18 protein-coding genes are annotated in these 22,891 nt (G+C 71.1%); 10 read left to right on the top strand and 8 right to left on the bottom strand.

The features are described from left to right. Positions 1-194: 194 nt before the first annotated feature. From BSL84_RS19645 to BSL84_RS19620, 6 genes are all read left to right on the top strand, one after another. A complete protein-coding gene (locus tag BSL84_RS19645; RefSeq protein ID WP_045322796.1) occupies positions 195-1,496 on the top strand; it encodes a sensor histidine kinase in 1,302 nt (433 codons plus the stop codon). Between the two features lie 359 nt (positions 1,497-1,855). Then, positions 1,856-2,515 carry a response regulator transcription factor gene (locus BSL84_RS19640; protein ID WP_030026962.1) on the top strand — a complete coding sequence of 220 codons (660 nt, stop codon included), beginning with the start codon at positions 1,856-1,858 and terminating at the stop codon, positions 2,513-2,515. A gap of 151 nt (positions 2,516-2,666) precedes the next feature. Next, positions 2,667-4,610 (top strand): 2-oxoacid:acceptor oxidoreductase subunit alpha, encoded by a 1,944-nt coding sequence (locus tag BSL84_RS19635; RefSeq protein WP_030026963.1) that lies wholly within the window; start codon positions 2,667-2,669, stop codon positions 4,608-4,610. Next, positions 4,603-5,682, top strand: coding sequence for a 2-oxoacid:ferredoxin oxidoreductase subunit beta (locus tag BSL84_RS19630; protein WP_030026965.1), 1,080 nt, complete (start codon positions 4,603-4,605; stop codon positions 5,680-5,682). The genes BSL84_RS19635 and BSL84_RS19630 overlap by 8 nt, the downstream gene beginning before the upstream one ends. 169 nt (positions 5,683-5,851) lie before the next feature. Continuing rightward, positions 5,852-6,796, top strand: coding sequence for an EamA family transporter RarD (gene rarD, locus BSL84_RS19625; protein ID WP_037660968.1), 945 nt, complete (start codon positions 5,852-5,854; stop codon positions 6,794-6,796). Between the two features lie 234 nt (positions 6,797-7,030). Further along, positions 7,031-8,347, top strand: coding sequence for a M28 family metallopeptidase (locus BSL84_RS19620; RefSeq protein ID WP_030026967.1), 1,317 nt, complete (start codon positions 7,031-7,033; stop codon positions 8,345-8,347). Positions 8,348-8,428: 81 nt separating this feature from the next. Here BSL84_RS19620 and BSL84_RS19615 read toward each other — a convergent pair whose 3' ends face one another. The 4 genes from BSL84_RS19615 to BSL84_RS19600 all read right to left on the bottom strand — a co-directional run bounded on the left by BSL84_RS19615 (position 8,429) and on the right by BSL84_RS19600 (position 11,612). Beyond that, positions 8,429-8,845 carry a hypothetical protein gene (locus BSL84_RS19615; RefSeq protein WP_234308470.1) on the bottom strand — a complete coding sequence of 139 codons (417 nt, stop codon included), beginning with the start codon at positions 8,843-8,845 and terminating at the stop codon, positions 8,429-8,431. Next, the gene (locus tag BSL84_RS19610) at positions 8,842-9,045 is read right to left on the bottom strand and encodes a ribbon-helix-helix domain-containing protein (RefSeq protein WP_225884906.1); all 204 of its coding nucleotides are present in this window, start codon (positions 9,043-9,045) and stop codon (positions 8,842-8,844) included. The genes BSL84_RS19615 and BSL84_RS19610 overlap by 4 nt, the downstream gene beginning before the upstream one ends. Positions 9,046-9,149: 104 nt before the next feature. Continuing rightward, complete coding sequence (locus BSL84_RS19605) at positions 9,150-10,361, bottom strand: LolA family protein (protein ID WP_030026970.1); 1,212 nt, start codon at positions 10,359-10,361, stop codon at positions 9,150-9,152. A 240-nt stretch (positions 10,362-10,601) separates the two neighbouring features. Beyond that, positions 10,602-11,612 carry a polyprenyl synthetase family protein gene (locus tag BSL84_RS19600; protein WP_030026971.1) on the bottom strand — a complete coding sequence of 337 codons (1,011 nt, stop codon included), beginning with the start codon at positions 11,610-11,612 and terminating at the stop codon, positions 10,602-10,604. A 240-nt stretch (positions 11,613-11,852) separates the two neighbouring features. On the opposite strand from BSL84_RS19600, the gene BSL84_RS19595 reads away from it, so the two are divergent. Then, entirely contained in the window at positions 11,853-13,859 is a 2,007-nt protein-coding gene (locus BSL84_RS19595) for a CocE/NonD family hydrolase (RefSeq protein ID WP_075970834.1), read from the top strand. A 46-nt stretch (positions 13,860-13,905) separates the two neighbouring features. Here the strand turns inward: BSL84_RS19595 and BSL84_RS19590 are convergent, their stop codons facing one another. Then, positions 13,906-14,724, bottom strand: coding sequence for an HAD family hydrolase (locus BSL84_RS19590; RefSeq protein ID WP_075970833.1), 819 nt, complete (start codon positions 14,722-14,724; stop codon positions 13,906-13,908). A gap of 141 nt (positions 14,725-14,865) precedes the next feature. Here BSL84_RS19590 and fahA point away from each other — a divergent pair, with 141 nt between their 5' ends. From fahA to BSL84_RS19575, 3 genes are all read left to right on the top strand, one after another. After that, positions 14,866-16,089 (top strand): fumarylacetoacetase, encoded by a 1,224-nt coding sequence (gene fahA / locus BSL84_RS19585; protein ID WP_030026973.1) that lies wholly within the window; start codon positions 14,866-14,868, stop codon positions 16,087-16,089. A 234-nt stretch (positions 16,090-16,323) separates the two neighbouring features. Next, positions 16,324-16,938 carry a hypothetical protein gene (locus BSL84_RS19580; protein ID WP_030027714.1) on the top strand — a complete coding sequence of 205 codons (615 nt, stop codon included), beginning with the start codon at positions 16,324-16,326 and terminating at the stop codon, positions 16,936-16,938. 125 nt (positions 16,939-17,063) lie between these two features. Beyond that, positions 17,064-17,678, top strand: a complete 615-nt coding sequence (locus BSL84_RS19575) for a Uma2 family endonuclease (protein WP_030027715.1) — start codon at positions 17,064-17,066, stop codon at positions 17,676-17,678. A 67-nt stretch (positions 17,679-17,745) separates the two neighbouring features. Here the strand turns inward: BSL84_RS19575 and nuoN are convergent, their stop codons facing one another. Genes nuoN through nuoL form a run of 3 tightly spaced genes read right to left on the bottom strand, consistent with a single transcriptional unit; the run spans position 17,746 to position 22,887 of the window. After that, positions 17,746-19,401: an NADH-quinone oxidoreductase subunit NuoN gene (gene nuoN / locus BSL84_RS19570; RefSeq protein ID WP_045322793.1), complete on the bottom strand. Its 1,656-nt coding sequence runs from the start codon at positions 19,399-19,401 to the stop codon at positions 17,746-17,748. Continuing rightward, positions 19,398-20,990, bottom strand: a complete 1,593-nt coding sequence (locus BSL84_RS19565; protein WP_075970832.1) for an NADH-quinone oxidoreductase subunit M — start codon at positions 20,988-20,990, stop codon at positions 19,398-19,400. The genes nuoN and BSL84_RS19565 overlap by 4 nt, the downstream gene beginning before the upstream one ends. Position 20,991: 1 nt before the next feature. Then, positions 20,992-22,887, bottom strand: a complete 1,896-nt coding sequence (gene nuoL, locus BSL84_RS19560; protein WP_030027719.1) for an NADH-quinone oxidoreductase subunit L — start codon at positions 22,885-22,887, stop codon at positions 20,992-20,994. Positions 22,888-22,891 lie beyond the last annotated feature (4 nt).

Raw genomic sequence — 22,891 nt, 5'->3', positions numbered from 1 at the left:
GCCCCGGACCCCGCGCCTCAAACGCCGACGGGGCTGGAATGGCGGGGCCGGACCCGCAAGAACAGGCCACCGAGCCCGGAGGGGCGGGGTGGGGTTATCCCCCGGGTGGAGATGCCTACTCGCCGCATGGTCCCGGGGTGGGGGTGGGCGGGAGGGTGGGGCTGTAGGCGAGGAGCGGAAGGGCGGGTCGGGAGATGGACGACGGCAAGAGCGGGCGCGGTGGCGCCGGGGCGGTGCTGTGGGCGCCGGTGGCGGGGCGGACCTGGCGGGAGTTCGCGTACCTGCTGGTCGGGATGCCGCTGAGCACGCTGTACTTCTCGCTCGCCATCACGGGCGTGAGCCTCGGCGCCGGACTGCTCGTCACCTTCCTCGGCGTACCGGTCCTGGCCGGCACCCTCGCGATGTGCCGGGGGTTCGGGCGGCTGGAGCGGGCCCGGGTGCGCGCGCTGCTGGGGGCGGACATCGCCGAGCCGGCGCCGATCCGGGCCAAGAAGAGCGGACCGCTGGCAGCCATGGGCGCGGTGCTCATGAGCGGGAGCGCATGGCGGCACCTGCTGTACTCGGTGATCCACTTCCCGTGGGCGGTGTTCGGTTTCTGTCTGGCACTGACGTTCTGGGCGGCTGGTTGGGCGTATCTGCTGTACCCGGTGTGGTTCTGGGTCTTCCCGGCCTTCACCGACCAGCCCGGGCTGCAGCTCTTCCAGAACGACGACTACTCCCTCTACCTCGACTCCCCCGCGGAGATCGCCCTCACCTGCCTGGTCGGGCTGGCCTTCACCCTCGCCACCCCGTGGGTGATCAGGGCGCTGACCACCGTCGACCGGGTCATGGTCGGCGGGCTGCTCGGGGCGTCCCGGCTGGACAGCAGGGTCACCGAGCTGGAGTCCGACCGGGGGGTCGTCGTGGACACCGCCGCCGCCGACCTGCGGCGCATCGAACGGGAGCTGCACGACGGCGCCCAGGCCCGGCTGGTCTCGCTGGCCATGGACCTGGGGATGGCCCGGGAGAAGCTCGCCGCGGACCCGCGGGCCGCCGCCCGCCTGGTGGACGAGGCGCACGGCGAGGTGAAGATCGCCCTCCAGGAGCTGCGGGACCTGGCCCGCGGGATCCACCCGGCGGTGCTGACCGACCGCGGACTGGACGCGGCGCTGTCCGCCGTGGCCTCGCGGTGCGCCGCGCCGGTACGGGTGGCCGTGGACCTCCCGGCCCGGCCGGCCGCCGCGATCGAGGGGATCGCCTACTTCACGGTCTCGGAGCTGCTGCAGAACATCAGCAGGCACGCCGGGGCCCGGTCGGCCACGGTGGACGTGTGGAAGTCCGGGGAACGGCTGCTGCTCCAGGTCTCCGACGACGGCCGGGGCGGGGCGCACGCGTCCGGCGGAAGCGGGCTGGCGGGGCTGGCCGAGCGGCTGGACGCCGTGGACGGGGTGCTGGTGGTGGACTCCCCCGAGGGCGGGGGGACGACGGTGACCGCCGAGCTGCCGTGGCGGGCGTAGCCCGCGGCAGCCGGGCAGGGTGCGGCGCTGGGACTCCCGTCCGGGGTGGGCGGGAGTCCCGCGCACGTCCGGTGCCGCGCCGTTTCCCGGGGCGCTGCCCCGGACCCCGCGCCTCGAACGCCCGCGAGGCCGGAAATGGGCCGGCGCCCACTCCCGAGTCCGGACCAAGACCCCGCGCCTCGAACGCCCGCGTGGCTGGAAGGGCCTGCTCGGCGGCATCCGGCATGCGAAAACTCCCCCCGTACGCCCACGTGTTGTCCCGGCTCTGCCTTCACCGGGACTTAAGGCTGGGATGCTTGGCTGGGTCGGGCCGGTACGGGAACGAGTGACGCGGGAGCTGCTGAGTCGTGGAAGACAGGGTGCGGGTGGTCATCGCCGAGGATTCAGTGCTGCTGCGTGAGGGCCTGACCCGGTTGCTGACCGACCGGGGGCATGACGTCGTGGCGGGCGTCGGGGACGCGGAAGCCCTGATCAAGACGGTGGCCGAGCTGGCCGCCGAGGACGCGCTGCCGGACGTGGTGGTGGCGGACGTGCGGATGCCGCCGACGCACACCGACGAGGGGGTACGGGCCGCCGTACGGCTGCGCCGCGATCACCCCGGGATAGGCGTGCTCGTGCTGTCGCAGTACGTGGAGGAGCAGTACGCCACGGAGCTGCTGGCCGGTTCCAGTACCGGAGTGGGGTATCTGCTCAAGGACCGGGTGGCCGAGGTACGGGAGTTCCTGGACGCGGTGGTCCGGGTCGCCCGGGGCGGTACCGCCCTGGACCCGGAGGTCGTCGCCCAGCTGCTCGGGCGCAGCCGGAAGCAGGACGTGCTGGCGGGCCTGACGCCGCGGGAGCGCGAGGTGCTCGGGCTGATGGCCGAGGGGCGTACGAATTCCGCCGTGGCGAAGCAGCTGGTCGTGAGCGACGGAGCGGTGGAGAAGCACGTCAGCAACATCTTCATGAAACTGGGCCTCTCGCCGAGTGACGGGGATCACCGGCGGGTTCTGGCCGTTCTCACCTACCTGAAATCTTGATCGACTGACACTCTGTCAGATACGGCATACCGGCAGGGCCGTCTCAAGGGGCGGTCCTACGGTCCAGAATGTGGTCGCTCCTGGGGGCCCGATCCCTACCGACGTAGGGTGGGTTATGGGGGTGCTCACGCCTCGAAGGAGGTCCAGTTCAGTGACCAGCCAGGTCAGCAGCCCAGCCGAGCAGGCCGACGGGGCCGGGGGCGCGACTGTCGGTGGGCAGCGCACTCCGGGGAGTCCGGACGGCAAGGAAGTACGGCGTCTCGATCGGGTGATCATCCGGTTCGCGGGTGACTCCGGTGACGGTATGCAGCTCACCGGTGACCGGTTCACCTCGGAGACGGCGTCGTTCGGGAACGACCTGTCGACGCTGCCGAACTTCCCGGCCGAGATCCGCGCCCCCGCCGGCACCCTGCCCGGTGTGTCCTCCTTCCAGCTCCACTTCGCCGACCACGACATCCTCACGCCAGGTGACGCGCCGAACGTGCTGGTGGCGATGAACCCGGCCGCGCTGAAGGCGAACATCGCCGACGTGCCGCGCGGCGCGGAGATCATCGTCAACACCGACGAGTTCACCAAGCGCCCCATGGCCAAGGTCGGCTACGAGACCTCCCCGCTGGAGGACGGCTCGCTGGCCGGCTACAACCTGCACCCGGTGCCGCTGACCACGCTGACGGTGGAGGCGCTGAAGGACTTCGGGCTCTCCCGCAAGGAGGCCGAGCGCAGCAAGAACATGTTCGCGCTGGGCCTGCTGTCGTGGATGTACCACCGGCCCACCGAGGCCACCGAGAGCTTCCTGCGGCAGAAGTTCGCGAAGAAGCCCGAGATCGCCGAGGCGAACATCGTGGCCTTCCGAGCCGGCTGGAACTTCGGGGAGACGACGGAGGACTTCGCGGTCTCCTACGAGGTGGCGCCCGCGACCCAGGCCTTCCCCACCGGCACCTACCGCAACATCTCCGGGAACCTGGCCCTCTCATACGGCCTGATCGCCGCGAGCCAGCAGGCCGAGCTGCCCCTCTACCTGGGCTCCTACCCCATCACCCCGGCCTCGGACATCCTGCACGAGCTGTCGAAGCACAAGAACTTCGGCGTGCGGACCTTCCAGGCCGAGGACGAGATCGCCGGCATCGGGGCGGCGCTCGGCGCGGCCTTCGGCGGGGCGCTCGGGGTGACCACCACCTCCGGGCCGGGTGTGGCGCTCAAGTCGGAGACGATCGGTCTCGCGGTGTCGCTGGAGCTTCCGCTGCTGATCGTCGACATCCAGCGCGGCGGCCCCTCGACCGGCCTGCCGACGAAGACCGAGCAGGCGGACCTCCTCCAGGCCATGTACGGCCGCAACGGCGAGGCACCCGTCCCGATCGTGGCGCCGAGGACCCCGGCGGACTGCTTCGACGCCGCCCTGGACGCGGCCCGGATCGCGCTGACGTACCGGACGCCGGTCTTCCTGCTCTCCGACGGCTACCTCGCCAACGGCTCCGAGCCGTGGCGGATCCCGGAGGTCGCGGACCTGCCGGACCTGAAGGTGAAGTTCGCCGCCGCCACGAACCACACCCTGGCCGACGGCTCCGAGGTCTTCTGGCCCTACAAGCGGGATCCGCAGACCCTGGCCCGGCCCTGGGCGGTGCCCGGCACGCCCGGCCTGGAGCACCGCATCGGCGGCATCGAGAAGCAGGACGGCACGGGCAACATCTCCTACGACCCGGCCAACCACGACTTCATGGTCCGCACCCGCCAGGCCAAGGTCGACGGCATCGAGGTGCCCGAGCTCGACGTCGACGACCCGGACGGCGCCTCCACCCTGGTCCTCGGCTGGGGTTCCACCTACGGCCCCATCACCGCCGCGGTCCGCCGGGTCCGGGGCGCCGGACTCCCCGTCGCGCAGGCCCACCTGCGCCACCTCAACCCCTTCCCCAGGAATCTCGGCGAGGTCCTGGAGCGTTACGAGAAGGTAGTGGTGCCGGAGATGAACCTCGGGCAGCTCGCCACCCTGATCCGGGCGAAATACCTGGTCGACGCCAGGTCGTACAACCAGGTCAACGGAATGCCGTTCAAGGCCGAGCAGCTCGCCAAGGTTCTCAAGGAGGCCATCGATGACTGAGGTGACGGAGGCGACCGACGGGGCGCGGACCCTGCTCTCGCTCGTACCCAAGGCCGAGAGCAAGCAGTCGATGAAGGACTTCAAGTCGGACCAGGAGGTCCGCTGGTGCCCGGGGTGCGGCGACTACGCCGTGCTCGCCGCGGTCCAGGGCTTCATGCCCGAGCTGGGGCTGGCGAAGGAGAACATCGTCTTCGTCTCCGGCATCGGGTGCTCCTCCCGCTTCCCGTACTACATGAACACCTACGGGATGCACTCGATCCACGGCCGGGCCCCGGCCATCGCGACGGGTCTGGCCACCTCCCGCCGCGACCTGTCGGTGTGGGTGGTCACGGGTGACGGCGACGCGCTCTCCATCGGCGGCAACCACCTCATCCACGCCCTGCGCCGCAACGTCAACCTGAAGATCCTGCTCTTCAACAACCGGATCTACGGGCTGACCAAGGGCCAGTACTCCCCCACCTCCGAGATCGGCAAGATCACGAAGTCGACGCCGATGGGCTCGCTCGACGCGCCCTTCAACCCGGTGTCGCTGGCGATCGGCGCCGAGGCCTCCTTCGTCGCCCGCACGGTCGACTCCGACCGCAAGCATCTCACCGAGGTGCTGCGCCAGGCCGCCGACCACCCGGGCACGGCACTCGTCGAGATCTACCAGAACTGCAACATCTTCAACGACGGTGCCTTCGAGGTCCTCAAGGACAAGGACCAGGCCCGCGAGGCGGTGATCAGGCTGGAGCACGGCCGGCCGATCCGGTTCGGCGCGGACGACGAGAAGGGCGTCGTGCGCAACCAGGCCACCGGCGAGCTGGAGGTCGTCGAGGTGACCCCCGCCAACGAGGGACAGGTCCTGGTCCACGACGCACGGACGGCGAGCCCCACCACGGCGTTCGCGCTCTCCCGCCTCGCCGACCCCGACACCCTGCACCGGACCCCGATCGGCGTCTTCCGCAGCGTCGAGCGGCCGGTCTACGACACGCTCATGGCCGACCAGCTCGACGCGGCCGTCGACCGCGGCGGCAAGGGCGACCTCGGCGCCCTGCTGAACGGAAACGACACCTGGACCGTCGTCGGCTGACCCGCCCCCGCGACTGACGGCCGCCGGAAGCCCGGACCCCGCCAGGGGTCCGGGCTTCGGCGTGTACGACAGGGGAACTGTCATGAGTATCTCTCGATTACGGACATGACATCCGGGGCGTACGGCGATACCGTCGTCGAAGTTGGCTGGAAGTCGCACAGGAGGCCCCGTGAAGGCGGAGAACGAGCAGCGCGCGGGTTTGCTCTACGGATTCGGCGCGTACGGGATCTGGGGGCTGGTGCCCCTCTTCTGGCCCCTTCTGATGCCCGCCGGGGCCGTGGAGATCCTGGCCCACCGCATGACCTGGTCCCTGGCCGTGGTCGGGCTGGCGCTGCTCGCGGTGCGCCGCTGGGGCTGGATCCGGGAACTGGCGCGCCAGCCGCGCAAGCTCGGCCTGACCGCGCTGGCCGCATCGGTGATCAGTGTGAACTGGGGCCTGTACATCTGGTCGGTCAACAACGGCCACGTCGTCGAGTCGAGCCTCGGCTACTTCATCAACCCGCTGGTCAGCATTGCCATGGGCGTGCTGGTGCTGGGCGAGCGGCTGCGCCGCGCGCAGTGGGTGGCCGTCGGCGTCAGCGCCGTCGCCGTCCTCGTGCTGGCCGTGGGCTACGGGCGGCCGCCGTGGATCTCCCTGGCCCTTGCGTGCTCCTTCGCGACGTACGGGCTGATCAAGAAGAAGCTGAACATGGGCGGGCTGGAGTCGCTGGCCGCCGAGACGGCCATGCTGTTCCTGCCGGCGCTCGGCTACCTGCTGTGGCTGGGCGCGCAGGGCCGGTCCAGCTTCGCCTCGCAGGGCGTCGGCCATGCGCTGCTGCTGGCGGCGACCGGCCTGGTCACCGCGATCCCGCTGGTGTTCTTCGGGGCGGCCGCCATCCGGGTCCCGCTGTCCACCCTGGGGTTGCTCCAGTACATGGCCCCGGTGTTCCAGTTCGGGCTCGGCGTCCTGTACTTCCACGAGGCCATGCCGCCCGAGCGCTGGGCCGGCTTCTCCCTGGTCTGGGCCGCGCTGGCGATCCTGACCTGGGACGCCCTGCGGACGGCGCGGCGCTCCCGCGCCCGGCTGGAGGCGGCCCCCGCGGCCGTCCCGGCGCCGGCCCGCGAACCCGCGTAACGACCGCCCGCGGGGCACGCACCGGCAAACGCCCCCGGCCCCACGATCCCCGGTACGGAACCTCCGTACCGGGGATCGTCCGTTTTCCGAACCGCCCTGACCGAATGATGGTCTTGACGGACCGTCACACTCTCGCTGACCATCAGGCTCGCACTGACGCACTGACGCACTAACGCTCACCCGCTCTATCTCGCTCGTTCCGTCATATCCCCAGCGGAATCCCGGAGCCCCCACATGAGCCTGTCCGTCTCCCGGCGCCTCGCTGCCGTGACCGCCCTCGCGGTCGCCGGCCTGTTCGCCTCCGCCGCCCCCGCCGCCCTCGCCGCCCCCACGGCGGTCGCCGCGGCGCCGACCCCGCCCGACATACCGCTGGCCAACGTCAAGGCCCACCTGTCGCAGCTGTCGACCATCGCCGCCAACAACGGCGGCAACCGCGCCCACGGCCGGCCCGGCTACAAGGCCTCGATCGACTACGTGAAGGCCAAGCTCGACGCCGCGGGCTTCACCACGACGCTGCAGACCTTCACCTCCAGCGGCTCCACCGGCTACAACCTGATCGCCGACTGGCCGGGCGGCGACCCGAACTCGGTCCTGATGGCCGGCGCGCACCTGGACTCGGTGACCTCCGGCGCGGGCATCAACGACAACGGCTCCGGCAGCGCGGCCGTCCTGGAAACGGCCCTCGCCGTCTCCCGGGCCGGGCTGCAGCCCACCAAGCACCTGCGCTTCGGCTGGTGGGGCGCGGAGGAGCTGGGCCTCATCGGGTCGAGGTACTACGTCAACAACCTGCCGACGGCCGAGCGGGCCAAGTTCGCCGGGTACCTCAACTTCGACATGATCGGCTCGCCGAACCCGGGCTACTTCGTCTACGACGACGACCCGACGATCGAGCAGACCTTCAAGAACTACTACGCCGGCATCGGCGTGCCGACCGAGATCGAGACCGAAGGCGACGGGCGCTCCGACCACGCCTCGTTCAAGAACGTGGGCATCCCCGTCGGCGGCCTGTTCACCGGCGCCAGCAACACCAAGTCCTCCGCGCAGGCGCAGAAGTGGGGCGGCACCGCCGGCCAGTCCTTCGACCGCTGCTACCACTCCTCCTGCGACAACACCTCGAACATCAACGACACCGCCCTGGACCGCAACGCGGACGCCATCGCCTACGCGATCTGGAACCTGGGCGCGTCCACCCCGGTCCCGCCCGGCCCGTCCTTCGAGAACACCGCGGACGTGGCCATCCCGGACTCCCCCGCCGCGGCGGTCACCTCGCCGATCACGGTCTCGGGCGTCGCCGGCAACGCGCCGGCCACCACCAAGGTGGACGTGAACATCGTCCACACCTACCGCGGTGACCTGGTGGTCGACCTGCTCGCCCCGGACGGAACCGTCTACAACCTGCACAACCGTTCCGGCGGCAGCGCCGACAACCTCGTGCAGTCGTACACGGTCAACGCCTCCAGCGAGGTCGCGAACGGCATCTGGAAGCTCCGGGTCAAGGACTCCGCCGCCCAGGACGTCGGCTACATCAACAGCTGGAAGATCACCTTCTAGCCGTACGGGAGGCACCGGCCCCTCCACGGGCCTCTGTCCCTCCTCGGGCTCCGGCACGATCCGCCCGGATCGTGCCGGAGCTCAGGCGTCCTCGGCGCGGCCCCGGGACGAGGCCTCCAGCGGCTCCCTCATCCGGGCGCGCAGCTCCGCGGCCACCGCGGCGACGTCCGCGCGGCCCAGCTTCGCCGCCTCGACCAGGTCGCCCAGCTCCTCCGGCGAGGGCAGCTTCGCGGCGCCTGCCACGCGCAGGTACGAGCGGGTCGCGGCGGCGGCGTAGAACTCGTTCATCGGTGATTCCAGCGCCGGGCAGACCGCGAGGGTGTGCAGAAACGCGGCGGCCCGCCACGCGGTGTCCGGGGCGGGCTGTTCTGGCACCATGACCAGGTCGTTCTGGTGCCGGGCGACCGCGGCGGCCACTCCGGAGGGATCCCACACGGCGGGATCTGACGGGAGATGGTGGGCCAGAGCGGTCCAGGCCCACTCCATGGTGATCTTCAATTGCCGAACCGCTCCTGGAAGTAGCCCCAGTGATCGGCGAACTCCTCTATACCGGAGAGGAAGTTCTTCCGGTCCTCGTCGAGTTCACGCTCCGTGACCTCTGTGATCAGGGCGGTGACCGTCGTCCCCAGTGCCGCCGCGCGCGCCTTGAGGCGCTCGTGGAACTCTTCGTCCAGGCGGATGGTGACGTGTCTCGACATGCCCAACACCGTACAGCGGGCGCGCTGTACGGGCACCGGTAACGACGCGAGGGTGGGCAGGGACACAGTCCCCGCCCACCCTCGGCGCTCACCGCACGCGGCGGCTACTTGTCGGCGTCGGCCGCCTTCACCAGCGAGTCCTTGGTGACCGCGCCGGCGTAGACCTTGCCGTCGTCGGTGACCAGGACGTTGAACAGGCGGGTCGACATGACCCGGCCCTCACCGAACTTCCCGTTGACCTTGTCCCCGAGGGAGTCGAGGAACTGCTTGGCCTCCTTGGGCGCGTTCTTGTCGTTCTCCAGGTCCTTCAGGCTCCTGCCCGCACCGGAGTCGATGCGCGCGATCGTCGCCCAGCCCTCGCCGAGCACCTTCACGTCGCCCTTGCCGCCCGGGCCGCCGGCGAGGCCGTCCAGGCCGGGGAAGGACTCCAGTGCCTTGAACGCGCCGCCCTTGTCGCCCTGGCCGTGCCCGTCCGCGCCCTCGGTCACCTTGGCGCCCTTGGGCGGGGTGAAGGCGAAGGTGTCGGCGGACGGCTTGGCGAAGTCCACCTTGGTGAATCCGGCGTCCACGATCGGCTTGCCGCCCTGCGCCGAGAGCAGCCGCACGCGCAGCGGCACGCCGTTGCCGGCGTCCACCGCGATCTGCACCGAGCCGACCGTCGAGCCGGCCTGCTTCGGCTTGAGCACCAGCTGGTAGGCGTCCCGGCCGGCCACCTGCGCGGTCTCGCCCACGCTGATGTCCGTGGTGGGGCCGGCGGCCGCGAGGATCTCCTCGGCGAGCTTCTGGGGGGAGGCGGCGAGCCGGTCGCCGGTCTTGTGCTCCTTGCCCTCGCCCTTGCCGGCCCGGTCCGCGGAGGACGCCTTCTCGTGGAAGACCTCGTTCGACTTGGAGTCGTAGCCCCACACGTCGTCGCCGTTGTGGATGAGGCTGTACTCGTCCTTGCCGTCCAGGAAGGTCAGCCGCTGGCGGTCCTCGCCGTCGGCCGCCACGCGGAAGGTGTGGGTGCCGTTCGCCAGCTGCGCGACCTTGTCCTCGGGGTTCGCCGAGCCGCCCGCGACACCGCCGCCGCCGAGCAGCCCGGAGGCGAGCTTCGGCAGGCCGAGGTCGGTGCTGATCTTCGCCGTCCCCGACAGCTGCTCCACCTCCGAGGCGGCGACCTTCTCGATCAGCTGCTGCGCCGTCACCTTGGGCAGGTCGGGCCCGCCGGAGTTGGCGAAGGCCGGGACCATCGCCACGCTCGCCGCGGCGACACCCGCCACCGCGACCGGTACCGCGTACCGGGCGGCCTTGCGAGAAGTCTTGGTGTTCGCTGCCATGTCAGTGCCCTGCCCTCTGTGTCGACTGCGGCGATCCGGGTGTCGCCGCGCTCACCCGATCCGGTGGGGTTGATGAATCAATCTGACCAAAACGGCGGCTGCGGGGCGTCAGTCCCCGGAAGCAACTGGGCGTACGACCGTGGGATGACATGGAACGGGCCCTCCGCCCCCGACCCGTAGGGGTCCGGGGGCGGAGGGCCCGTCCGGCGCCGTCGGGCGTCGGCCGCCCGTTCGCGGGGGTCAGCCGGCGCGGTGCACCACCGCGTCGCACAGCTCCTCCAGAGCCGCCTTCGCGAAGCACTCGGGCAGCGGTGCGAGCGTGGCGCGCGCGTCCTGCGCGTAGCGGATGGTGTCGCGCCGGGCCTGCTCCAGGGCCGGGTGCGCCCGCAGTCGGGTCAGCACCTCGGCGTGCCGGGCGTCGTCCGTCAGGTCGCCGTCCAGCAGCGCGACGAGTTCCAGGTCCTCCGGACGGCCGTCCCGCGCGGCCATCTCGCGCAGCCGCAGCACGGGCAGCGTCGGGATGCCCTCGCGCAGGTCGGTGCCCGGGGTCTTGCCGGACTCGTGGGCGTCGGAGGCGATGTCGAGGACGTCGTCGGCGAGCTGGAAGGCGGTGCCGAGCCGCTCGCCGTACTGGGTCAGGATGTCGACGACCGACTCGTCGGCGCCGGACATCAGCGCGCCGAAGCGGCCGGAGACCGCGATCAGCGAGCCGGTCTTGCCGGCGATGACGTCGAGGTAGTGGGCGACGGGGTCGCGGCCGTCGCGCGGGCCGGCCGTCTCCAGGATCTGGCCCGTCACCAGCCGCTCGAAGGCCTCGGCCTGGATGCGGACGGCCTCGGGTCCGAGGTCGGCCAGGATGTGCGAGGCGCGGGCGAAGAGGAAGTCACCCGTCAGGACGGCCACGGAGTTGCCCCAGCGGGCGTTGGCGCTCTCCACGCCGCGGCGCACGTCGGCCTCGTCCATGACGTCGTCGTGGTAGAGCGTCGCCAGGTGGGTGAGCTCGACGACCACCGCGGACGGGACGATCCCGGGCGCGTAGGGGTCGCCGAACCGGGACGCGAGCATGACCAGCAGCGGCCGGAACCGCTTGCCGCCGGCCCGGACCAGGTGCTGCGCGGCCTCGGTGATGAAGGGGACTTCGCTCTTGGTGGCTTCCAGCAGACCCGCCTCGACGGCGGCCAGTCCGGCCTGGACATCGGTCTCAAGAGCCTGGTCCCGCACGCTCAGTCCGAACGGCCCGACGACGGTCACGAGGGGTACTCCTGTCTGCTGACGATCACGCTGACGATCACATGGATTGTCGATGTGTCGCTGCCATCACTCAAGCCAGCGTATCGGGTCTGTTTTCGATCACCGAGAGGGCCTTCCCGGCCACCCTCCCCACACTGCCCGATGAGCACCGGTATGTTCGGGAAGAGCTGGAACAACCGGAGCGTACGTTTTGCCCGGAACTCCACTGAGGCTGCGGCGAGGCGATGGGCGGCAGAACCGATGATCATCCGAACCGAGTTCCCGTACGGCACCACCCGCGAGGATGTCCGGATCCCGCTCCCCGACGGTGTGGAGCTGTACGCGCGGATCTGGCGCCCCGTGACCGACCAGCCCGTACCGGCCCTGCTGGAGTACCTGCCGTACCGGCTCACCGACTGGACCGCGCCGCGCGACTGGCAGCGCCACCCCTGGTACGCGGGCCACGGCTACGCCTCCGTACGGGTGGACGTGCGCGGGCACGGGTGCAGCGGCGGCCAGCCCGGTGACGAGTACGACGCCCGCGAGCTCGCCGACGGGGTCGCGGTGGTGGAGTGGCTGGCGGCGCAGGAGTGGTGCACGGGGTCGGTGGGGATGTTCGGGATCTCGTGGGGCGGGTGCAACGCCCTCCAGATCGCCGCTCTCGCCCCCGAGCCCCTCAAGGCGGTCGTCACCGTCTGCTCGACCGACGACCGCTACGACAACGACGTGCACTACATGGGCGGGTCGGTGCTCGCCGTGGACATGCACGCGTGGGCGGCGACCATGCTGGCCTTCGCCTCCCGGCCACCGGACCCGCTGCACGCCGGGGACGGCTGGCGCGCGCAGTGGCTGGACCGGCTGGAGGCGGTGGAACCGCTGATCCACACCTGGCTCTCGCACCAGACCCGCGACGCCTACTGGCGCCACGGCAGCGTCTGCGAGGACTACGGGGCGATCGGCGCGGCCGTGCTGGCGGTCGGCGGCTGGCACGACCCGTACCGGGACACCGTGCTGCGGCTGGTCGAGCACCTGCCGAAGGACCGCGTACGGGGCCTGATCGGCCCCTGGTCGCACCAGTACCCGGACCGTGGGCTGCCGCCGGGGCCCGCGATCGGCTTCCTCCAGGAGACCCTGCGCTGGTGGGACCACTGGCTGAAGGGGGCCGACACCGCGGTGCTGGAGGAGCCCCTGCTGCGCGCCTGGATCAGTGACGCGCACCCGCCGGCGACCGTGTACGAGGAGCTGCCGGGGCGCTGGGTGGGCGAGAGGGCCTGGCCCTCGCCGACCGTGATCCCCGTGCCGTACGTCTTCCAGGGCCCGCCGGTGGCCGTCGCCTCCCCCCAGCACACCGGACTGGACGCGGGCCGCTTCTTCCCCTTCGGCAACGACGCCGACCTGCCGCCGGACCAGCGGGAGGAGGACGCGAAGTCCGCCTGCTTCGAGTTCCCGGTGAGCGGAGCGGAGCCGGTGGAGATCCTGGGCCGCCCGTCGGTGACCCTGCGGCTGCGGCTCGACGTGCCGTACGGGCAGGTCGTGGCCCGGCTGTGCGACGTCGCCCCGGACGGCTCCTCCACGCTGGTCACGCGGGGCGCGCTGAACCTCTCCGCCCGCCAGGGCCGGGACCGGGCCGTGCCGTGGCCGGTGGGCTCGTACGAGGACGTGTCCTTCGAGCTGAACGGCATCGGCCACGCCTTCCCCCCGGGCCACCGGATCCGCCTCGCGGTGTCCTCCGCGTACTGGCCGTGGATCTGGCCGCGGGCCGGTTCCGAGGCCGGCTGGACGCTGGACCCGGTGGGCAGCTCGGTGACCCTGCCGGTGCGGGCGGCCTCCCCGGCCGGGGAGGCCGGGATCGTCTTCGAGCCGCCGGAGCAGGCGCCGCCCCTGGGCGTCTCGGTCCCGGCCACGCTGGACGAGCCGGGCCCGGAGCGGCTGGTCGTACGGGACGTCGCGCGCGGGACCTGGCGGCTGGAGGTCGACCCGCGCTACGGCGGCACCCGGGTCTACCCGGACGGCCTGGAGTACGGCGAGGAGGCGACGGAGGTGTACGAGATCCAGGACGGGGACCCGCTGTCGGCCCGGGCCCGCTCGCAGTGGCGGATCCGGCTCCACCGGCCGGACTCGGGCTGGGAGGCGCGGGTGGAGACCAGCTCGGAGATCCGGTGCGACGAGGGCGGCTTCCTGACGGCGGACGAGGTGGTGTGCCGGGAGGGGGACGAGGTCGTCTTCCACCGCACGTGGGAGCGCCGGATCCCGCGCGCGGCGGGCTGAGCGCGCACCGCCCCCGCGTGCCGCCGGCGGTCACGTGCGGCCGGGGTCAGCCGAACAGCCGCTCCAGCACCACCGCGATCCCGTCGGCCTCGTTGGACAGGGTCACCTCGTCGGCCACCGCCGCGAGCTCTGGGTGCGAGTTGGCCATGGCCACCCCCCACGCCGCCCACGCGAACATCGGGATGTCGTTCGGCATGTCCCCGAAGGCGATCGCCCCGGCCGGGGACGCCCCCAGCACGTCCGCAGCCCGGGCGAGCCCGCCGGCCTTGTCGATGCCCGGCGGCTGGAGCTCCACGGTGTACTCCCCGGCCATCGTGACGTTCACCAGGTCCCCGACCACCGACCGCGCGACCCGGGTCAGCTCGTCGTCGTCCAGCTGTGGGTGCTGGAGCAGCACCTTGTTGATCGGCGCCGCCCACAGGTCCGAGCGCCGGGCCACCCGGACCGTCGGCAGGTGCGGGTGCCACATCCGGTAGCCCGGGCCCATCAGCATCTCCGCGTCCAGGCCGTCCTGGTTCACGGCCGCGTAGACCTCGCCGACCTCCGCCTCGATCTTGCCGAGGGCCACCTCCGCCAGCTCCCGGTCCATGGACACGGAGTGCAGCAGCCGGCCGCGCGCCGCGTCGTACACCTGCGCGCCCTGCGCGCACACCGCGAGCCCTGTGTAGCCGAGTCCGTCGAAGACGTGTCGGACCTGCGGGACGGGACGGCCGGTGACGATGACGTGCCGGGCGCCGGCCGCCCTGGCGGTGTCGAGAGCCGCCTGGGAACGGGCCGAAACGGTGTCCCCGGCACGCAGCAGAGTCCCGTCCAGGTCAGTGGCGATCAAGGCGAAGGGGAGGGCCGGAAGAGGCGCGGAAGTCACGGCGCCAAGGATACGGACCCCTTTGGACAAGTCCTACAAATAGAGCGCGAATCCGGCCTCCCACGCGCCCCCTCGGACACGTAACGTGTCAACAAGCCCCCGGGATACCCCCGGACCGCGTCGAAAGCGAGGCAGTACCCCATGCCCCAGCAGAGCCCCCTCGATGTACCCGAGGGCGACCCGTTCGGGCCGCACAACCTCCCCTACGGCGTCTTCTCGGCCGCCGGTGAGGAACGCCGCCGGATCGGTGTCCGCATCGGCGGGCACGTGCTCGACGCGGGAGCCGCCGCGGTCGCGCTCGGCTCCCCGTACGCCGGGCTGCTCGGCCACTCCAGCCTCAACCCGCTGCTGGCCGCCGGGCGGACCGCGTGGCGCGACGTGCGGCGCGCGCTGACCGCGTGGGTGACCGACCCCGGCCACCGCCCCACGGTCGAGCCGCACCTGCTGCCGCTGGACGAGGTCACGCTGCACCTGCCCTACGAGGTCGCCGACTACGTCGACTTCTACGCGAGCGAGCACCACGCGACCAACGTCGGGCGGATGTTCCGCCCGGACGGCGACGCGCTGACGCCCAACTGGAAGCACCTGCCGATCGGTTACCACGGCCGCTCCGGCACGATCGTGGTCTCCGGCACCGACGTCGTACGGCCCTCCGGCCAGCGCAAGGCGCCCACCGACCCGGCGCCCGTCTTCGGGCCGTCCGTCAAGCTCGACATCGAGGCCGAGGTCGGCTTCGTCGTCGGCGCCCCGTCCGAGCTGGGCCGCCCGGTGCCGCTGGGGGCGTTCGAGGACCACGTCTTCGGGCTGTTCCTGCTCAACGACTGGTCGGCGCGCGACATCCAGGCCTGGGAGTACGTACCACTCGGCCCCTTCCTCGGCAAGTCCTTCGCCACCTCCGTCTCCGCGTGGGTGACCCCCCTGGAGGCCCTGGACGCCGCCCGCGTCACCCCGCCCGCCCGGGACTTCCCGCTCCTGCCCTACCTGGACGACACGGCCGTCGACCGCCCCGGCGGCTTCGACCTTCACATCAGCGTCGCCGTCAACGGGCAGGAGGTGGCTCAGCCGCCGTTCGCGACGATGTACTGGACGGCCGCCCAGCAGCTCGCCCACATGACCGTCAACGGCGCCTCCCTGCGCACCGGGGACGTCTTCGGCTCGGGCACCGTCAGCGGGCCCGAGGTGGGCCAGCGCGGTTCGCTGCTGGAGCTCACCTGGAACGGCCGCGACGCCATCGAGCTCGCCGACGGCAAGCGCACCTTCCTGGAGGACGGGGACACCGTCACCCTGACCGCCTGGGCCCCGGGCCCGGACGGCACGCGTGTCGGCCTCGGCGAGGTCGTGGGCCGCATCGTGGGCGCCGCCTAGGGGTGTCGTCAAAGTGGCGTCGGCCGCCCGTGAGAGCGTGCGTGCCGGGCCCCGCCACCCAGACGGGACTTCGACGACACCCCTGGCCGCTCTTCTTCTGCCCCGCGTCTCCGGACGGGCCCGACCCGCCCGTTCGGAGGCGCGCGGCGTGCGGCGGGCGGGGCGGACCGGGATGGTGGACGGACGAGCGGGGTCGGGAACCCGTACCCCGTACCCCCACCGCGAGGAGCCGCCATGACCCTGCGCACCCTGAAGTCCGTCGTCACCTGCGCGGCCGCCGTGACCCTCGGACTGACCGCCGTGGCCCCGGCCCAGGCGGTCGAGGGGCCCGCGCCGGATCCGCGCAACGCGAAGGCCATGCGGGACATGGCGACGGCGATGGCGGCGACCGCCAGGTACGCGGACGAGCGGGAGGCCCTCAAGGACGGGTACGTCCCGAAGGGCGCGGAGTGCATGACCAACCCGTTCGGGGTCGGTGCCATGAACTACCACTACGTCAAGCAGGCCAACTGGGGCTCGATGGACCCCGCGCGGCCCACCGCGCTCCTCTACAGCCGGGAGAAGGACAAGAACGGCCGCCGCCGGCTGGAGACGGTGGAGTGGATGGCCACCGACCGGGACCAGGACCTGAAGACCGCCGACGACCGGCCGAGCATGTTCGGGCTGCCGTTCGACGGGCCGATGCCGGGCCACTGGGCGGGCATGCCCAAGCACTACGACCTGCACATGTGGGCGTACAAGAAGAACCCGGCCGGCCGCTTCCACAACTGGAACCCGGCCCTGACCTGCCCGCACAAGGCTCCCACCCCGGGCAAGCCGGCCGCCGCCGCCAACGCGCACGGCCATTAGTCGGCGCCGACCCGTGCGGTCAAGTGCCGCGCGCATATGCCTCACCCGTGAGGGCGGTCTCTTCGGAAATCCCGGGCGATACGCTGGTCGAACTCGCGAGACTCCGTGGCATGGGAGCACTACCGATGAGCGTCGATCCCGGGACCCCTGAGCAGGAGCCCGCCCAGCACTGGCCCGTCCCGCCCGCGGGCGGGTGGACGGCCGACGACCTTGACCGGCTTCCCAACCTGCCTCCGCACACGGAGCTGATCGACGGGAGCCTGATCTTCGTGAGTCCGCAAACCCGTTTCCACATGCGAGCCCTGCGATTCTTCGAATGGCAACTCGAATCACTGGTTCCGGACGGACTCGAAGTGATGCGAGAGTTCACCGTCGACATCGACCGGGGGAACCGGCCCGAGCCGGACATCCTCGTCGTCGACGAGGAACTGGCCCAGGGCACCGAGCAGCAGACACGGGTCCCCGCCGCCTCCGTCCGGCTGGCCATCGAGGTCGTCTCTCCTGATTCGATCGGCAGGGACCGCGAGACCAAGCCGGCCAAATACGCCCGGGCGGGAATCCCCCACTACTGGCGGGTCGAGAACAAGGACGACCGGGCGGTGGTCTACGTGTTCGAGCTCGAACCGGCCACGCGTGCCTACGTCGCAACGGGCATCTTCCACGACCGGCTGAAGGTGTCGGTGCCCTTCCCCATCGACCTCGACCTCACCACCATCAAGCCGAAGGGGCTGCCCGAGTAGCCCCGCACACAACCCAGGGCCCGGCCCCCCCGAAGGGGGCCGGGCCCTGGGTTGTGCGGCGGACCGGTCAGCGGACGAAGGTGCTCGCCTGGCCCGCCAGGTCCAGGAAGTACTGCGGGGCCAGGCCCAGGACCAGGGTGACCGCGACGCCCACCGCGATGGTCGTCATCGTCAGCGGCGACGGAACCGCCACCGTCGGGCCGTCGGCCTTCGGCTCGCTGAAGAACATCAGGACGATCACCCGGATGTAGAAGAACGCGGCGATCGCGGACGACAGGACACCGATCACGACCAGCGCGCCCGCGCCGCCCTCGGCCGCCGCGCTGAACACGGCGAACTTGCCGGTGAAGCCCGACGTCAGCGGGATGCCGGCGAAGGCCAGCAGGAACACCGCGAACACGGCCGCCGTCAGCGGCGAACGCCGCCCCAGACCGGCCCACTTGGACAGGTGAGTCGCCTCGCCGCCCGCGTCGCGCACCAGCGTGACCACCGCGAACGCGCCGATCGTCACGAAGGAGTAGGCGAGCAGGTAGAAGAGGACGGACTGGACGCCCTCCGCCGAGGTGGCGATCACACCGGCCAGGATGAAGCCGGCGTGCGCGACGGAGGAGTACGCCAGGAGCCGCTTGACGTCCGTCTGGGTCACGGCGATCACCGCGCCCGCGAGCATCGTCACGATGGCCACCGCCCACATCACCGGGCGCCAGTCCCAGCGCAGCCCCGGCAGGACCACGTACAGCAGGCGCAGCAGCGCGCCGAACGCGGCCACCTTCGTCGCCGCCGCCATGAAGCCGGTGACCGGGGTCGGGGCGCCCTGGTAGACGTCCGGGGTCCACATGTGGAAGGGGACCGCGCCGACCTTGAAGAGCAGGCCCGTGAGGATCAGCGCACCGCCCATGAGCAGCAGCGCGTCGTTGCCCATGGTGCCGGCCAGCGCCGGGTCGATCTTCGTGACGGTGCCGTCGACCACGTCGGCGATGACCGCGTACGACATGGAGCCCGCGTAGCCGTAGAGCAGCGCGATGCCGAAGAGGAGGAAGGCGGAGGAGAAGGCGCCCAGCAGGAAGTACTTCACCGCGGCCTCCTGCGACATCAGCCTCTGGCGGCGGGCGACGGCGCAGAGCAGGTACAGCGGGAGGGAGAAGACCTCCAGGGCGACGAACAGCGTCAGCAGGTCGTTGGCCGCCGGGAAGATCAGCATGCCGGCGATCGCGAACAGGGCCAGCGGGAAGACCTCGGTGGTGGTGAAGCCCGCCTTGACGGCGGCCTTCTCGCTGTCGCTGCCCGGTACCGAGGCCGCCTGGGCGGCGAAGGAGTCGACCCGGTTGCCGTGCGCGGCCGGGTCCAGGCGCCGCTCGGCGAAGGTGAACACGGCGACGACCGAGGCCAGCAGGATGGTGCCCTGCAGGAAGAGCGCGGGGCCGTCCACGGCGAGGGCGCCCATCGCGGCGACCTGGGCCTTGGACGAGCCGTACCCGCCGGCCGCGAGGCCGACCACCGCCGCGAAGGCGGAGGCCAGCGCGGCGACGGCCAGGAAGACCTGTACGTGGTAGCGGGACCGGCGGGGCACGAAGGCCTCGACGAGGATCCCGACGACGGCCGCGCCCACCACGATCAGTGTGGGAGCGAGCTGTGCGTACTCGATGACCGGTGCCGGGATGCGGTCGGCCGGGGTGTCGGCCGCCAGTGTCCACAGGCTGTGGGCGGAAGTCGATGTGCTCACTTCGCCTCCTCCCCGTTCTTGGCTTCGACGGCCACCTCGGGCTGCGGGTCCGTCTGCTTCACGTCCGACATGGTGTGCTCCACCGCCGGGTTGACGATGTCCGTGAGGACCTTCGGGTAGACGCCCAGCCCGATCAGCAGCGCGACCAGCGGTGCGACCACCAGCACCTCCCGCAGGCGCAGGTCCGGCATGGTGCGGACCTCCTCCTTCACGGGCCCGGTCATCGTGCGCTGGTACAGGACGAGCGTGTAGAGCGCGGCCAGCACGATGCCGACGGTGGCGATGATCCCGACGACCGGGTAGCGGGCGAACGTGCCGACCAGGACCAGGAACTCACTGACGAAGGGTGCGAGGCCCGGCAGCGAGAGGGTGGCGAGGCCGCCGATGAGGAAGGTCCCGGCGAGGACCGGGGCCACCTTCTGGACGCCGCCGTAGTCGGCGATGAGGCGGGAGCCGCGCCGCGAGATCAGGAAGCCGGCCACCAGCATCAGCGCCGCCGTCGACAGGCCGTGGTTGACCATGTAAAGGGTGGCGCCGGACTGGCCCTGGGAGGTCATCGCGAAGATGCCCAGGATGATGAAGCCGAAGTGCGAGATGGAGGCGTAGGCCACCAGCCGCTTGATGTCCCGCTGGCCCACGGCCACGAGTGCTCCGTAGACGATGGAGACCAGGGCGAGTACGAGGATCACCGGCGTGGCCCACTTGCTGGCGTCGGGGAACAGCCCGAGGCAGAAGCGGAGCATCGCGAAGGTGCCGACCTTGTCGACGACGGCGGTGATCAGGACGGCGACCGGGGCGGTGGACTCGCCCATCGCGTTCGGCAGCCAGGTGTGAAGCGGCCACAGCGGGGCCTTCACCGCGAAGGCGAAGAAGAAGCCGAGGAACAGCAGCCGCTCGGTGTTGGTCGCCATGTCGAGGGTGCCCGCGGCGCGGGCGGCGGTGATCTCCTGGAGGGAGAAGTTCCCGGCGACCACGTACAGGCCGATGACGGCGGCCAGCATGATCAGGCCGCCGACCAGGTTGTAGAGGAGGAACTTGACCGCCGCGTAGCTGCGCTGGGCGGCCGCGTTCTCGTCGGAGCCGCTGTGGGCCCGGTCCCCGAAGCCGCCGATGAGGAAGTACATCGGGATGAGCATGGCTTCGAAGAAGATGTAGAAGAGGAAGACGTCGGTGGCCTCGAAGGAGATGATCACCATCGCCTCGACCATCAGGATCAGGGCGAAGAAGCCCTGGGTCGGGCGCCAGCGCTTGGAGCTGGTCTCCAGAGGGTCGGCGTCGTGCCAGCCGGCCGCGATCACGAAGGGGATCAGGAGCGCGGTGAGTCCGATGAGGACCACGCCGATCCCGTCCACACCCAGTTCGTAGCGGACGCCGAAGTCGGCGATCCAGGGGCGGGATTCGGTGAGCTGGTAGCGGTCGCCGCCCGGTTCGAAGCGGACGGCGACGAGTACGGCCAGGGCCAGTGTCGCCAGCGAGAAGAGCAGCGCGAGCCACTTGGCGGCGGTCCGGCGGGCGGCCGGGACGGCCGCCGTGAGGATCGCGCCGACCGCGGGCACCGCGGCCGTGACCGTCAGAAGCGGGAAGTTCATGTCACACCGCCCTCATCAGCAGGGTCGCGGCGATCAGGATCGCCGTTCCCCCGAACATCGAGACCGCGTAGCTGCGGGCGTAGCCGTTCTGCAGCTTGCGCAGCCGGCCCGAGAGGCCGCCGACCGAGGCGGCCGTCCCGTTGACCACGCCGTCGACCAGGCTGTGGTCGACGTACACGAGGGAGCGGGTCAGGTGCTCCCCGCCGCGCACCAGCACGACGTGGTTGAAGTCGTCCTGGTACAGGTCGCGGCGGGCCGCCCGGGTGAGGAAGGAGCCGCGCGGGGCGACGACCGGGACGGGCCGCTTGCCGTACATGGCCCAGGCGGTGCCGACGCCCGCGAGGAGCATCACCATGGTGGCCGCGGTGACCGTCATGGCGCTGACCGGCGGGTTGCCGTGCGAGTAGCCGGTGACGGGCTCCAGCCAGGTCAGGAAGCGCTCGCCGATCTCGAAGAAGCCGCCGGCGAAGACCGAGCCGAAGGCGAGGATGACCATCGGGATGGTCATGGACTTCGGGGACTCGTGCGGGTGCGGCTCGTGGCCGTCCGCGTCGGGCTGCCAGCGCTTCTCGCCGAAGAAGGTGAGGAGCATGACGCGGGTCATGTAGAAGGCGGTGATGCCGGCGCCCAGCAGGGTGACCCCGCCGAGGATCCAGCCCTCGGTGCCGCCCTTCGCGAACGCCGCCTCGATGATCATGTCCTTGGAGAAGAAGCCGGACAGGCCCGGGAAGCCGATGATCGCCAGATAGCCGAGGCCGAAGGTGACGAAGGTGACCGGCATGTACTTCCGCAGGCCCCCGTACTTGCGCATGTCGACCTCGTCGTTCATCCCGTGCATCACGGAACCCGCGCCGAGGAAGAGACCGGCCTTGAAGAAGCCGTGCGTCACCAGGTGCATGATCGCGAAGACGTACCCGATCGGACCGAGGCCCGCGGCGAGGATCATGTAGCCGATCTGCGACATCGTCGAGCCGGCCAGGGCCTTCTTGATGTCGTCCTTCGCGCAACCGACGATCGCACCGAAGAGCAGCGTGACCGCGCCCACGACGGTGACGACCAGCTGCGCGTCCGGTGCGCCGTTGAAGACCGCCGCGGAGCGGACGATCAGGTAGACGCCGGCGGTCACCATGGTGGCGGCGTGGATGAGGGCCGAGACCGGGGTCGGGCCCTCCATCGCGTCCCCGAGCCAGGACTGCAGCGGCACCTGCGCCGACTTGCCGCAGGCGGCCAGCAGCAGCATCAGGCCGATGGCGGTGAGCATGCCCTCCGAGGTCTCCCCGACCGCGCCGAACACCGGCGTGAAGGCGAAGGTCCCGAACGTGGTGAACATCAGCATGATCGCGATCGACAGGCCCATGTCGCCGACGCGGTTGACCAGGAAGGCCTTCTTCGCGGCGGTGGCCGCGCTGGGCTTGTGCTGCCAGAAGCCGATCAGCAGGTACGAGGCGAGGCCGACGCCCTCCCAGCCGAAGTACAGCAGCAGGTAGTTGTCGGCGAGGACCAGCAGCAGCATGGCCGCGACGAACAGGTTGAGGTAGCCGAAGAAGCGGCGGCGGCGCTCGTCGTGCTCCATGTACCCGATCGAGTACACGTGGATGAGCGTGCCGACGCCCGAGATCAGCAGGACGAAGGTCATCGACAGCTGGTCCAGCTGGAAGGCCATGTCCGCCTGGAATCCCTCGACGGGGATCCAGGTGTACAGGTGCTGCGTCAGCGTCCGGTCGTCGGCGCCGCGCCCCAGCATGTCGGCGAACAGCACGACGCCGATCCCGAAGGAGACGGCCGCGAGCAGCGTCCCGAGCCAGTGGCCGGTCTTGTCGAGGCGGCGGCCGCCGCAGAGCAGCACCACCGCTCCGAGCAGGGGCGCCGCGATCAGCAGCGCAATCAGGTTCTCCACAGCG

It is taken from the genome of Streptomyces sp. TN58 (genome assembly GCF_001941845.1).
Taxonomy (GTDB): domain Bacteria; phylum Actinomycetota; class Actinomycetes; order Streptomycetales; family Streptomycetaceae; genus Streptomyces.
The sequence above is the reverse complement of the archived record's forward strand: the minus strand, read 5'-3'. Positions and strand labels throughout refer to the sequence as shown.